At 50.1% G+C, this 13983-nt stretch carries 9 protein-coding genes; 6 read left to right on the forward strand and 3 right to left on the reverse strand.

Annotated elements, in window-relative coordinates:
- Window positions 1-220 precede the first annotated feature (220 nt).
- The gene (locus tag G451_RS0121995; protein ID WP_034643392.1) at window positions 221-685 is read left to right on the forward strand and encodes a YbhB/YbcL family Raf kinase inhibitor-like protein; all 465 of its coding nucleotides are present in this window, start codon (window positions 221-223) and stop codon (window positions 683-685) included.
- 6 nt (window positions 686-691) lie between these two features.
- Here the strand turns inward: G451_RS0121995 and G451_RS0122000 are convergent, their stop codons facing one another.
- Entirely contained in the window at window positions 692-1648 is a 957-nt protein-coding gene (locus G451_RS0122000) for a membrane protein (RefSeq protein ID WP_027185943.1), read from the reverse strand.
- A 95-nt stretch (window positions 1649-1743) separates the two neighbouring features.
- Window positions 1744-1989 carry a hypothetical protein gene (locus G451_RS0122005; protein ID WP_027185944.1) on the reverse strand — a complete coding sequence of 82 codons (246 nt, stop codon included), beginning with the start codon at window positions 1987-1989 and terminating at the stop codon, window positions 1744-1746.
- 92 nt (window positions 1990-2081) lie between these two features.
- Here G451_RS0122005 and G451_RS31010 point away from each other — a divergent pair, with 92 nt between their 5' ends.
- The gene (locus G451_RS31010) at window positions 2082-3641 is read left to right on the forward strand and encodes an SH3 domain-containing protein (protein ID WP_051261764.1); all 1560 of its coding nucleotides are present in this window, start codon (window positions 2082-2084) and stop codon (window positions 3639-3641) included.
- On the opposite strand, the gene G451_RS31015 is transcribed toward G451_RS31010, so the two are convergent.
- Complete coding sequence (locus G451_RS31015) at window positions 3625-4350, reverse strand: MBL fold metallo-hydrolase (protein WP_051261765.1); 726 nt, start codon at window positions 4348-4350, stop codon at window positions 3625-3627. The genes G451_RS31010 and G451_RS31015 overlap by 17 nt on opposite strands.
- A gap of 229 nt (window positions 4351-4579) precedes the next feature.
- Here G451_RS31015 and G451_RS0122020 point away from each other — a divergent pair, with 229 nt between their 5' ends.
- The 4 genes from G451_RS0122020 to G451_RS0122035 all read left to right on the forward strand — a co-directional run bounded on the left by G451_RS0122020 (window position 4580) and on the right by G451_RS0122035 (window position 13648).
- Complete coding sequence (locus G451_RS0122020) at window positions 4580-4960, forward strand: response regulator (protein ID WP_027185945.1); 381 nt, start codon at window positions 4580-4582, stop codon at window positions 4958-4960.
- Window positions 4961-5174: 214 nt separating this feature from the next.
- The gene (locus tag G451_RS31020) at window positions 5175-6107 is read left to right on the forward strand and encodes a biotin--[acetyl-CoA-carboxylase] ligase (protein ID WP_051261766.1); all 933 of its coding nucleotides are present in this window, start codon (window positions 5175-5177) and stop codon (window positions 6105-6107) included.
- 105 nt (window positions 6108-6212) lie between these two features.
- Complete coding sequence (locus G451_RS0122030; protein WP_027185946.1) at window positions 6213-9896, forward strand: pyruvate carboxylase; 3684 nt, start codon at window positions 6213-6215, stop codon at window positions 9894-9896.
- Between the two features lie 164 nt (window positions 9897-10060).
- Entirely contained in the window at window positions 10061-13648 is a 3588-nt protein-coding gene (locus tag G451_RS0122035; RefSeq protein ID WP_027185947.1) for a PEP/pyruvate-binding domain-containing protein, read from the forward strand.
- The last annotated feature ends 335 nt before the right edge of the window (window positions 13649-13983 follow it).

The raw sequence follows: 13983 nt of genomic DNA on the forward strand, positions 1-13983 counted from the left end.
GGGATTCTGGTCATAAAGGAATTGTTGACGGTCTGATTGTAGCCGTAGATGGCTCCTGCCGTATTGTTGTTGAAGCGCAGATTGGTCAGAGGGGGAGACCGGGAGGAATTCCCTACTCGATTGTTCTCTGGATGAAAAAAGAGTCATGACGGTTGCCCCAGAGAGGGGAATATGCAAACATAGCTCGAATTATGCACACCGCCTGAAAGGAGGACAGGTCATGAACACGTTGCGTGTCACCAGCCCGGCCTTTACATCGGAAGCAGATATTCCGCGCCATTATACTTGCGATGATGCCAATATCTTTCCGGGGTTATCGTGGTCCGGTATCCCTTTGGAAACTCAGTCGATATCTCTTGTTTGTGACGACCCTGATGCACCGCATGGGCTCTTTGTTCACGGTATTATATGGAATCTGCCACCGGAGACGACGGAACTGGATGAAGGTCTGGAGCCGGAGGCGGTGGAATCGTTAGGCGGGATGTTCGGTGTCAATTCGTACGGTCGTCGCGAGTATGTCGGCCCATGTCCGCCGTCGGGTTCTCATCGTTATTATTTCAAAGTGTATGCCCTCGATTGCCTGTTGTCGTTGCCTGCGACGGCGATGGCCCATGAGCTGGAGCAAGCGATGCAAGGGCATGTCCTAGCGCGGGGAGAATTGATGGGACGGTATTCTCGTTCATAATCGTCGTCATTTCGTTACGACAAAGTAAATTATTCCGACGACAATGAGACTGGCTGTGCGCATCAATTGGCTACAGGTGATGAGTTTGAGCGCCGGGCCTGGTTTGAATATCCCGGCATAGTAGGGGAATTGGTGCCGAAACGCACGCATGGGTGATGACAACACATTGCCGAGAATGAGCGCAATGATGATATCACGATTCGTTAATGTTCCGGCATCAAGCAATGCACCAGCTGCTGCGAGACCGGCCGTAAATTCACTTGCCATTTGAAAGACGATAATGCTGATGGTTTGCGGAGAGAGCCACGGCAAAAAGTCAAGATGCCGGGACGCTGCCTCTTCGATGACCTTGAATACACCGTGTGTATTGAGAAAATAGATTATAATATAAATGGGGATAGTAAACGAGGCGACTTTCTTGATGCGCTTTTTGAAGCGGGTCCAGGTCTTCTTGAGTGCATCCTGCCAGGACGTTGCCTTCTGTTCGTCGAGGCGACATACGACGCATCCCGCATCAATTGGCGGTAACAGACGATTTCCGAGAAGCAGAATAAAGGCCGTTCGCAAAAAAGCAGCGCATAACGTTAGAGATACGTAAGTAAATGCGGCCGGTCCGATGAATGGAACCGTGATAAAGAACATCGTGGGCAGATGGAGAAAATAGGTCGGTAAGCTATTGAACAAATTGGCCAGAATCAGTTCTTTATCGGTCAGGTGCCCTTTGTCATAGTTTTCGGCAAGAATGGTGTTGGCCGCTATGCCGGAAAAAAAGGCCATGGAGAAACTGGCTCCCACCACATCTTTGAGGTGCCCGATCCGGATAAGCGGAGAGGCCAATTTGGCCATGGCGCGAGTCCAATTCAGGGCTTCAACGAGGTTGGCGATAAAGAGGCCAATGGAAATGGCAATCATGAGCCGCGTTAACGGCCAGACAAGATGTTCGGCGAGTTCAATCAGATCCATATGTATTGTGTGCTTTTTGAGGACGTACAGTAAAGGTACATTGACAATTCTGTCATGCAAAACAAGGCAGAATACTCGTGCGTGGTTGGCGAGAGTCAGTCCGGTTTGACAGCCAGCCAGTCGCTTGATGGCAGAAGATGCAGATGATGTCCATCGTTTTCAACGACGCGCTGCATGACAAGTTCAGCGGTGGCGGTATCAAATTCATCCTTCGATTTGTGCCAACGGTCATCAAATTGTTCAGGGGTCGCTTTCATGTCGAAAGCGTGAAGGTGGTCGAGAATCATGTAAAGCGACAGTGCGTCGTCGCTGAGGCCCAGATTGAAAATTTGGGGATCCATCGTGTGCTCCTTGCTGAGAATATTAGCGAGCCGGCACTATAGGTTCATAGGGCCCGCTTGACCATAGGGCAAACGCTGAAAACTGTGAGTCAATGGAACGCTATTTTGTGCAGCAACAAATTGTGCAGCAAGGGCAGGAAGCCGTGCGTTTCGTCGTGACGCATTGCGAAAATATTGAGGGCAGGATATCGATGCATGAAGGTCTTTGGCGAAACAATGAAACCGTGGGAATTCCGATGAAGCGCGTTGTGTTACGTGGTCTTGTCCTGTGTTTGTTGACCATTTTGGCGGCTGGCTGTGCCTCAAAATCGCCAGAAGTTCGAGCGCCTCTTGCGCCTCCATCTATAAAAGGGATTCGGGACCTGTCTGTGTATCCGCAGAACGGGCTTGCTTATGTCGACTCGGACAAAAAAGGAACACCTTTAGTGGATTCCTTTGAGGCAAAACGTCAGGCTGACGAATTTTTCAAACAATATTTCAGTCCATGGCGGAAAAAGCGAACCGGATTCAAACGACGCGACGCTATGTGGGGAATTGCTCGGTATGGCAAATCTCCAGGCTATGATGCCCACGGCACACCGAATGATCCGTCATGGCTTGCGCATGCCGTTCAGATGGCAGACGCAAGCCATTTTCCAAGCATGTCGAGGTATGGTATCTCGTTGCATAATACCAACCTTCGGCTTTTACCCACGAATCGCCCACGCTTTGATAATCCCAGCGAGCCGGGAGAAGGGTATCCGTTTGATTATCTACAGAACTCGGCTTTATGGGCCAACACTCCTGTCTTTATTTCTCATCTGAGCCGAGATGGGCAGTGGTATTATGTTGAAAGTGCATTTGCCGCCGGATGGAGTCCCATCAAAGATATCGGGTTTGTCGACGATATTTTTATCGGTCGATTCATGACCGGTCGTTATGTCTCGATTGTTCGCGACAAGCTGTTGGTCAGGACTGACAGAGGAGATATCACGACACATATGGGGGCGCTGTTCCCGGTGACAGCGCAGTCTGAGCGAGGCTACCGGGTACTGGCAGCAGCACGGGCTTCGGGGGGAAGAAGCGCTGACGCCGCTCTTGCTCGAGGAGCGGTGGCGGTCTCGGATGGTGTGCTTGTGCCGCTGTTCATGACACAGAAGAATGTGGCTGTTCTGGCAAATCGGATGATGAACCAAGCATACGGTTGGGGGGGGCTCGATGAAAAACGAGACTGCTCGGCCACTGTGCGCGACCTCTTTACGCCGTTCGGAATCTGGTTGCCTCGCAATTCCAAAGCTCAGGCTATGGATGGAATTTTTATTTCTCTCCAGGGATTGAGTCCCGAGTTGAAAGAGCAAGAGATTCTTTCAAAAGGGGTACCGTTTATGACGCTTGTCTGGTTGCCCGGTCATATTATGCTCTATATGGGCCAAAAAGATGGTAGAGTCGTGGTGTTTCATAACGTTTGGGGCTTACGGACATTGACTCCGGAAGGAGAGGAAGGTCGAGAGGTAATTGGCCGAACGGTTGTGACATCACTTCATGTTGGAGAGGAAAACCCTCTTGTTGGTTCAGACCGCATTTTGCTGAACCGGGTGAGAGGTATCAGCTATGTGGCTCCGCCATCGGTTGCCTGCATCCCCAAAGGACGTTCTTTTACGGGTGTTCAGTAGGCGTGTATGTCATTGCGTCACCACATCCGGTGTAGGAAAAAATTTGTGTTGACGTCTCGCCGAGAGTCGACACGAGATCATTGATCCATGAAGTATTACCAAAAACATGCATAGGGACGAAAATATCAGGTTGAATAATCCGTATCACGTCCAACGCACCGGAAAAGTCGGCAACGCGTGTATCGGCATTGGAAAATGCAATATGAGGAGCGAAATCTGCAATATTGGCAAGAGCTTTGTTCCAGCCAAGTCGAACGGCCCGGTCAACATTTGGCGGGGCCTTGGGCCAACGCCATTTTGCGAGGTCACCCCCATGATATATGCGTATACCGTTGATGGTGATACAAAATGCGACACCGAGATCATTGCTTTCTAATGTTGTTACATCGAAGTCTCGACCGTGATATGTTTGTTGCGGTTCCATCACAATGACATGCTCGGGAAGAGCTTCAGGGTACATATCGGCGATATCGTCGGAGACGATCCATGTCGCGTGATTCGTAGAAGAAAGAACAGTACTGAGATTCGGACAGAAATGATCGCGGTGACTGTGGCTGGCGAATGCAATGCAGCGTCGACCGGAGAGTTGTTGGCTCAGTATCTCGTGACATCCTGATGGAAGAAAATCAGATTGAGGGTAGTCAAAGAGTAAGGAAGTATTATTAATATTCACGATAAAACAATTATGGTGAATAGCGATGATGTTCATTTGGAGAGAGTGTTCCTTGTAATGGCTTGTGTGTTGTCATATATTGGAGATGGGACCGTGATAAGTACGTATTCTGCAGCGTTTGATCAAATAGAATTTTTCCTTTTATGCCATTGAGAATTGTCATTGTCAGCGAAAATGTGCATAGTATATTCTTTCGATAGAAATCGTTTTCGACACTAAGGATTGCCTGTGTGATTTCCGCCTTCGTTTTCGTGTGGAGGAACAAATGGAATCAATACGCATTTTACTCGCGGAAGATAATCCGGTTAACCAGTTCTTAGCTCGTCGTTTGCTTGAAAACCGTGGCTTTCAAGTGTCTGTTGCGTCTTCTGGGAGTGAAGCCATTGAAATGATTGCTCATCATGTATACGATATTATTTTAATGGATATTTCTATGCCGATTATGGACGGCATAGATGCCACTCGCCGAATTCGTGAGCTGGGTGTTCAGGTTCGAGGGAAGGATATTCCGATCCTGGCGTTGTCTGCTCATTCTTCACCTGACGATCTTGCTCAGTACACAGCGGCTGGAATGAATGGATTCATTCCAAAGCCAATAGAAAAAGAGGAACTCTTTAGAATTGTTGACGATGCACTTGGCGTGTAGTGTCGTTCGTATTGAACGGGAGTTAAAATGTTGCGATGAAAAGAAAAACCATCTTGACAAATCTTATAACACGTCATTTATGAATAAAAAAATGTTGTGAAAGATTGTGTAACGCATACATTCATTGGAAAAACGAGATGATGTACAGAATCGTATGGTCTTGCTAGAGTAAATGTTGTGTCCGGCATGACTAGAGGAAAAGAGGTGTGTGGAAATGGCCGTTGGTTATCACGGGGAAGTGGTCATTGTAGAGCAAGAATTGACAAATTTAGCCTCTCCTTTTGTCGTATCGGCTAAGCGTTCGGGGGATATAGGCTGGATGCATGATATTCAGTCTCTGGAGCCGTTTCTTCATGAAACTATAGACCTCGGAGGCTCTTACGTTACCGCCAAACGTCGGCAGATTGGAGAGGGACCACGTGTGATTGTCACCGGTACATGTCCTTCATGTCTGGATACGGCCTGGGGGTTGGCGGATATTGATGTTTTAAATGATTTTGACTCCGTCATGACGTACACGCAAACGCAAGGGCGAGGGCAATTGCGAAGGCAATGGTCGTCTCCTGCTGGCAATGTGTACGCTGCGCTTGTTTTGCCTGAGCGATTCGGTCCACTTGCTGATGCTGTGTCGGTTGCCCTTGGGGCAGGTGTTGTTCTTTGCTTCCAATCGCAGGGTATCGATGCCCGGCTGAAATGGCCGAATGACATTTTGGTAGGTGACAAAAAGGTTGGCGGAATATTGATTGAAGAACGTCATGGGCAGATGATTGCGGGAATCGGAATCAATCTTGCCTCTTGTCCTCCAGCCTCAGCGTTGCGACGAGATGCGGCTATTGAAGCTGACTGTCTTCGCTTTCCTGGCGTTCAACCAGGCCCGCTCACTGTGTGGTTGCATCTTGTGGAGTTCTTACAAAAATGGTATGTAAACTATCTTGCGGTCGCTTCCTCATGTCGATTTGTGTCCGACATTGAGCGCAACCTAGCATGGCTTGGACACAGCGTTTTGATCACGAACGACGGACCCCGGACATACAAGGCTGAAATCATTGGCTTGGCTGATGACGGTGGTCTCCTTATTGAGACATATGCCGACGGCAACGTTCTCCGCCGCGTTCTTCACGGCGGAAGCATCATCCCACTTATGTAACGATCATCACAAGAACACGTCGTATTGGGGCGGCGATGGTTTGTGATCGTAGGTGGGACACACAAAACGGGTTTATCCGTTGGAAACCATTTTTTGGGGAGTTGTATGGCTGAAAAAACTTTTGAAGACGTCCTAACGGAGCTGGAGGGCAAGTCGGTCCTGGTGGCCAACAGAAGCATAAGCGCCCGACGCATACTGCGATCTGTGCGTGAACGGTTTCGTGCCAATCCTGTCTTGACCGTTACTGATGTTGACATGACCTCGCCCGCTGTTAATGGGGCAAATGAAATTATCCGGCTTGGTCCGAATCCCCGAGCTTACCTTGATCTCGATAAAATTATTTTCGAAGCCAAAAATAAGAATATCATTGGCATCCATCCGGGATGGGGCTTTGCATCGGAAGATGACCGATTTCCGCAAAAGTGCGCTGAAGCAGGCATTGTTTTTATCGGCCCTACAGCAGAAGCCATGCGCCTTCTCGGGAACAAAGTTCAGGTACGCAAACTTGCTCGTCGCTTAGGCATTCCTGTCGTGCCTGGTTCTGACGGGGCTGTAACGGTTCCCGAAGCGAGAGAAGTGGCGAAAGATCTTGATTATCCCATCATGCTTAAAGCCGAAGGCGGGGGCGGTGGTCGCGGAATTTATATCGTTCGCGATCCTTCCCAGCTTGAAGATGCTTTCTCTAAAGCCTCGGCATTGGCACAAGCCTCGTTTGGCAATCCGCGCTTATATGTCGAAAAATTGTTGACATCCATTCGGCACCTCGAAATTCAGATTGTGGCCGATAAATACGGCAATGTTGTTGCCTTGGACGAACGCGATTGCACGGTACAACGCAACCATCAAAAATTGGTGGAGCTGACCCCCTCACCGTGGCCGGGAATGACACCGGAACTGCGCGCACAACTCAAAGACTATGCCGTTCGCCTTGTGAAAGAGACGGGATATCATTCGCTGTGCACAGTGGAATTTCTTGTTGAGTCCGACGGCACACCGTATTTGATTGAAGTCAATACGCGACTCCAGGTCGAACATGGTATCACGGAATGCCGTTACGGTATCGATCTTGTTGAAGAGCAGATTGCCATTGCCTTTGGTGCGAAACTGCGTTTTACCGAAGAAAATATGCAGCCGCTCCATTGGGCCATGCAGGTTCGTATCAACTGCGAAAACCCCCGTGACGATTTTTCGCCCAACGCCGGTCCCATTGCTCGGTATATTTCTCCCGGTGGACAAGGGGTACGCTTGGATTCTTGCTTGTCCAATGGATATGATTTCCCTTCGCAATACGATTCGGCTGGCGCGCTGCTCATTGCGTATGCCAAAGATTGGGAAAAAGTGCTTGGCACCATGGATCGGGCGCTTCGCGAATACACAATCGGTGGGTTGCGGACGACCATTCCGTTCCATCGCCAAATTGTTCGCCATCCTAAGTTCCGCGCGAGCGAGTACGATACGAATTTCGTCGCCAATGCACCGGAGCTCTACAACTACCTCGATGACGAGCCCGAAGCTCTTCGTCTTACTCGACTTGTCTGCGAGATTGCGGCCAAAGGCTTCAATGACTATGTCCAACTCGGTGAATATCGCGGACGCCAAGACAAACGTGTTGGCCGGTTCCATCCGGTTATGCCAGCTGTTGATTTCAATTGCTGCAAACCGTTCTATCCTCGCGGTGATGGACAGGCCGTTCTCGATTTCATTCGTGACTCCGGCTACGTCCACTTCGTTGATACGACGACGCGTGATATTACCCAGTCCAATAGCGGCAACCGCTTTCGTCTCGCCGAAGATGAATTGATCGGACCCTACCTCGACAACTGCGGTTTCCTTTCGCTGGAGAACGGCGGCGGCGCACACTTTCACGTCGCCATGATGGCCAACATGACGTACCCATTCGCCGAAGCACGGAAGTGGAATCATTTTGCGCCGAATACGCTGAAACAAATTCTCATCCGCTCAACCAACATTCTTGGCTACAAACCACAGCCGCGTAATGTTATGCAGCGCACAGGTGAGATGATTTGTGAGCATTACGATATCATCCGTTGTTTCGATTTCCTCAATCACATTGAGAACATGGAACCCTTTGCCGAGGTCGCACTCAACTCGAAGCAAAACATCTTCGAGCCGTCGATTTCTCTCTCGTATGCCAAGGGCTTCAGTGTTGATCGCTATATGTCGGTTCTTGAGGAAATCTTGGAAATGACGGCAAGAGTTGGCGGCACGTCGAAAGAAAAAGCCAGCCGACGCATCATTTTAGCTCTGAAAGATATGGCTGGAGTTTGTCCGCCGATCTTTATCAGCGAACTCGTCACAGCCATTCGTAAAGCGTATCCCGATCTCGTTGTGGATTATCACCGCCATTACACCGACGGCCTGTTTGTTCCGGCCGTGGCGGCGGCTGCCAAAGCCGGGGCGCATATCGTGGATACAGCCATTGGGGCTTCTGTCCGGTGGTATGGTCAGGGTGAAGTCTTGTCCACGGCTGCCTATCTTGAAGAGCTTGGCATGAAGACCAATCTCGACAAGGAAAAGATCCGGCAGTGTGGCTTTGTTCTCAAACAGATTATGCCTTATTATGATCGATATACGGCACCGTATTTTCAGGGTATTGATTATGATGTCGTCGAGCATGGTATGCCTGGCGGAGCGACCTCGTCTTCTCAGGAAGGCGCGTTGAAACAGGGCTACATTCACCTGTTGCCCTACATGCTCAAATTCCTCGCTGGTACACGGAAAATCGTTCGGTATCACGATGTGACCCCTGGGTCTCAAATTACCTGGAATACGGCGTTTCTGGCTGTCACGAGCACGTTTAAACGCGGTGGTGAGCGCGCCGTCCTTGACTTGCTTGAAATTCTCGAAACGGTTTCTGTGAAGCCGGAGGAAGAACTCACACCGGCGGAAAAAGAAGATCGGCTTTCCATTTATGCTGATTCCAACGACGCATTCCGGAACTTGCTGCTTGGCAAGTACGGAAAGCTCCCCCTGGGATTTCCGCCTGACTGGGTTTACCAAAGTGCTTTTGGTCCCGATTACAAAGCGGCTTTGGCCCAACGCACGACGAAGTCTCCCCTTGGTGCGCTTGGCGAAGTCGACCTCAATGCTGAGTACAAAGCGTTGCACCTGGCATTGAACCGCACGCCCAGCGAGGAAGAGTTTATTATGTACCTCAACCATCCGGGCGATGCACTGAAGACCATTGAGTTCAAGACGACCTATGGCGATCCCAACCGGTTGCCTCTCGATGTCTGGTTTGAAGGATTGGAGCCTGGACAGGACATGCAATTTGAGGATTCTCAAGGGAAGCCTCACCAGATGACTTTGCTCGATATTTCACGCAAAGATCCCCAAGGTCGAGCAATTGTGCGATACGTACTTGACTCGGAAAGCTTGAGTCATCAAGTGCAAGTAACCGAGCCGCTGACCGAAAGCTCAGTTGGCGTGGAAATGGCAGATCCGAAGAATCAGTACCATGTGGCTTCACCCTGCAAAGGCGATCTGTGGGTGATGCATGTCCGACCCAATGATTTCGTGAAGGCCGGGGAAGAACTCTTCAATATCTCGGTCATGAAGCAGGAAAAAGCTGTGCGTGCCCCCGTGGACGGGGTGATCAAGCGTGTTCTGAAAAGCGCTGATTATCGCGATGATAAACGCATGATTCCTGTGCTTGAAGGTGAGCTGTTGGTCGAGTTGGCCAAAGCGGGTAAGTATTGTCCGACCTGCAAGGAACCCGTATCTGACGAGGATTACCAGTTTTGTCCCCATTGCGGGCAAAAAGTATAGCCCGGCCTATTGTGAGATTGGGAGACAGGACCTTCGTTTTCCATGCAGATATTGAAAACAACATCATGGATGAAACGATTCGAGGTGTTTGCCTGCCAAGGTAAATGCCGGGGAGGCTTCACGAACGACGTGAAGCCTCTCAGCACATCGTAAGGAGGAAGAGCATGGCAGACGCTTCGAACCAAGAAGCAGGCAAGGCCGAAAACCAAGAAAACGCAAAGCAGAAGGGTAATCTTGACGAATTGAATGAAAAGCTCATTCTGACGGGAGCTGATATCACCGCCATTGGCGAAGAGGCCGAAATCCTGGTTGGTGGGAAGAACTATAATACTGCCATTATCAGCCAGGTTGAGAATATCAGGGCTCCTCAGTTTCGAGCCATTTCTTCCGTTGCCTTTCATAAGCTCCTCGACGAGACAAAGGTCAACGCCGCTCTGGTACGTTCAGCGGTTGACCGTGAATATACGCGCATTGATTGGAACGATGAGGAGATCAACAAAGACTCCGAGTATCTCAAGAAGTTTGTGCGTAACCTGGCCAAGGAAATTCAATCCACGGCCAAAGACGGCGCCACGCTCATCAAGCTCCGCACCTTTATCAATAATGTTGTCGAAGGATTTGCGACTTCTCCTGAAGGCATTGACCAGTTGCGTAAACGCTCTGTTCTCGTCCAGGTCGCGATCTTATCCGTTGAACTCCCTGCGGATGTTGCCGACGCTATCCGCAACGGCTATCGCGATATCTGCCGCGAAGCGGGACTCGAAGATGTTCCCGTTGCCGTCAGATCGTCGGCCGCCGGTGAAGACAGCCGCAAAAAGGCGTTTGCTGGTTTGCAGGACACGTACCTCAATATTGTAGGCGAAGACCAAGTTGTTGAAGCCTACTTGTGGGACTGCTCCTCGGCGTACAATTTACGCAGCATGACCTATCGCCGCGAAGCCATTCTCGATGCCGTTTCCTTGGCTGAGCGTACTGGCGATGATAGTATTGCCGATAAGGCCAAAGAAGAATGGGCCATTGAAAATACGTCGCTGTCGGTCTGCGTTATGCGCATGATCAACCCGGTTATTTCGGGGACAGCATTTAGTGCCGATACAGCTACTGGATGCCGCGGAACCGACAAGAACGAACTTGTGTCTATTGATGCGAGTTACGGACTTGGCGAAGCCGTCGTCGGTGGCATGGTGACGCCTGACAAGTTCTACGTTTTCCAACGTGAAGACGCAGACGAAGTCGTTGTCCGCTTTATGGGCTACAAAGACAAAAAAATTGTCTACGACGACCGTGGTGGTACCAAGCTCGTTAAAGTGGCAGATAACGAAGCCTACCGTTGGTCGTTGTCTTTGGCTCAGGCCGAAGAAGTCGCCAAGGGTGTTCGCGGTATCAGTGTCGCTTATGGCGGAATGATCATGGACACCGAGTTCTGCATCGATCGTTCTGATCGTCTCTGGTTTGTCCAGGCACGGCCGGAAACACGGTGGAACGAAGAATTTGAAAAGCACCCCGACACGATCTTCATGCGGCGCATGGAGGTGAATCCCAAGGAAGCTGCCCGTGCTGAAGTGATTCTTGAAGGTAACGGCGCCTCTCGTGGGGCCGGACAGGGGATGGTGAAATACCTGCGGTCGGCGCTTGAACTCAATAAAATTAACAAAGGCGATATTCTGGCCGCCGAACGCACTGACCCGGATATGGTGCCCGGTATGCGTGTCGCCTCGGCCATTTTGGCCGACGTGGGCGGTGATACCAGCCACGCCGCCATCACCTCGCGCGAACTCGGCATTCCGGCCGTTATCGGTATTCAACGACTGGAAGTCCTGCGCTCTCTGGATGGACAGGAAATCACGGTCGATGGCTCACGTGGAGCGGTTTATCGTGGCCTGCTGACCCTGGAAGAAGTTGGTGGAGAAATCGACGTCAGTACGTTGCCCGCCACCAAAACCAAAGTTGGTCTTATTCTGGCCGACGTCGGACAGTCGCTGTTCCTGTCTCGCTTGCGCAATGTACCGGATTTCGAAGTCGGCCTGTTACGTGCTGAATTCATGCTCGGTAATATCGGCGTTCACCCGCGGGCTCTTGAAGCCTACGATAATGGAACGTTGATGAATATCGTCAATGAAAAAGTTCGTGAACTCGATAGCCAACTTACGAAGATTGTTCGTGAACAGATTGCAGCCGGGTATGTCACGGTTGATCTCAAATTGCGCAAATACGTTGGCCTCGTCACCGGTTTGGCCGCTGAACTCGACGACCTGACGGAACAAGAAGGCGTGCGTGGTACCGACGAAGTTCTCGCCATTCACCGTAAGTTGCGTGATCTCGACCGCAAACTTGATGATCACCTTGAATACGCAACGCGCCGCATTGAAATTCTCAAGACATCGACTGACCTCGAAGCGCATGTTGCTGTTATCATGGGATACTGGGAAGAACTGTCCGATGTGACGAATCCCAGCGATCCTGATGCGCTTAAGCGGCGTCAGGAAGTCAAGAGCAAGATTGCCGAACGTGTTGAAGTGATCAAAGACGATCCGCTTATCGTTGAAACGCTTGAACGCATTGCCGCCATGCGCAAGGAAGTTGGTCGGCAGGTCGGCATTCAACGGAAGATGGACGATCTGATCAGCTTGCCTGAGAAAATTAAGCATCAGCTTGTTTCTCGTGGTTTCCGGTCGGGTAAAGAATTGTATGTCCAGACATTGGCACAGAGCCTGGCGATTTTTGCCATGGCCTTTTATGGCAAGGACATCATTTATCGTACGACCGACTTTAAATCGAACGAATACCGCAACCTGTTGGGCGGGATGTTGTTTGAAGCTCATGAAGATAACCCCATGTTGGGATACCGCGGTGTGTCTCGTAATATCCACGACTGGGAAATCGAATCCTTCAAATTGGCGCGGGGCATTTTTGGCGGGAAGAACCTCCAGATCATGCTTCCCTTTGTGCGTACCCTTGAAGAAGCGCGCAGCATGAAGCGTTATCTGGGCAAAGTCCACCATATGCATTCTGGCGATGACGGCTTGAAGATTTTCCTTATGTCGGAAATTCCAAGTAACGCCATCTTGGCGAAGCAGTTTATTGAAGAATTCGATGGCTTTTCCATCGGCTCCAACGACATGACGCAGATGGTTCTGGCTACTGACCGTGACAATTCGTCGTTGAGCCGAATTTACGATGAGGAAGACCCGGCTGTTGTGTGGGCACTGCTCGTCACCATCTTCACTGGCCAGAAATATGGCAAGAAAGTTGGTTTCTGCGGTCAGGGTGTTTCGAATTCGCGTATTATCCGCGGATTGGTCTGCATTGCCGGTATCGTCTCGGCCTCGGTCGTGCCGGATACCTATCATCAGACTAAATTCGATATGGCACACGTCGAATCCGAGAATATCCCGGCAGAACGCCTTGGTGATTGGTTGCAGAAAGAGCACCTTGAACGACTCAAAGAGTTGCTCAAGGATAATGAATATGAACATATCCTGAAAAAATACGATACGCCGTCCGATCTGAGCGATTGGTATGAAGGTGAGTTGTCCAGACTCTCCGGGCAACTCCGTGAAAACTTGGACACCCCCAAGGACAACTTCTACCGTCAAGAACTTGAGCGTTTCCGTATGACGTTCCACAAACCCGTGATCTACGCGAGCTGGGATTGGAGCGTGACCGTTAAAGATGCGCTGATTCATGCCGGTTTTGCTTCCTTTGAGGAACAAGTGCAGGCTCTTGAAGCGCAACGCAAAAAAAGCTGGTAGTTTTAGTCGATCAGACTGACGCCTGTATTGTCTTATTGAACACAACGGGAACGATTTTTCGGAATCGTTCCCGTTTTTCAGTTGTACCAACCATGGTAATCACCTGCCCCCTGACTAATATTGAAGTACAGCCCTTCAGCTGAGATACTGGGGTAGTCGTATCCTTTTAAGGAACGCTTGTTCCATTCTGGAAGTTCGTCCCTCCATTGTTGCTTTAAACGACCGATACTGCTTGACGGCAATCCATGTGCATTCTCTCCGAACAGATCGACCAAAAACTCCTTGAAATCGTCGGTAGAAATGTCATGAAAATATAGAAAGTAATAATTCTTTGA

The organism is Desulfovibrio inopinatus DSM 10711 (assembly GCF_000429305.1).
Classification (GTDB): domain Bacteria; phylum Desulfobacterota; class Desulfovibrionia; order Desulfovibrionales; family Desulfovibrionaceae; genus Alteridesulfovibrio; species Alteridesulfovibrio inopinatus.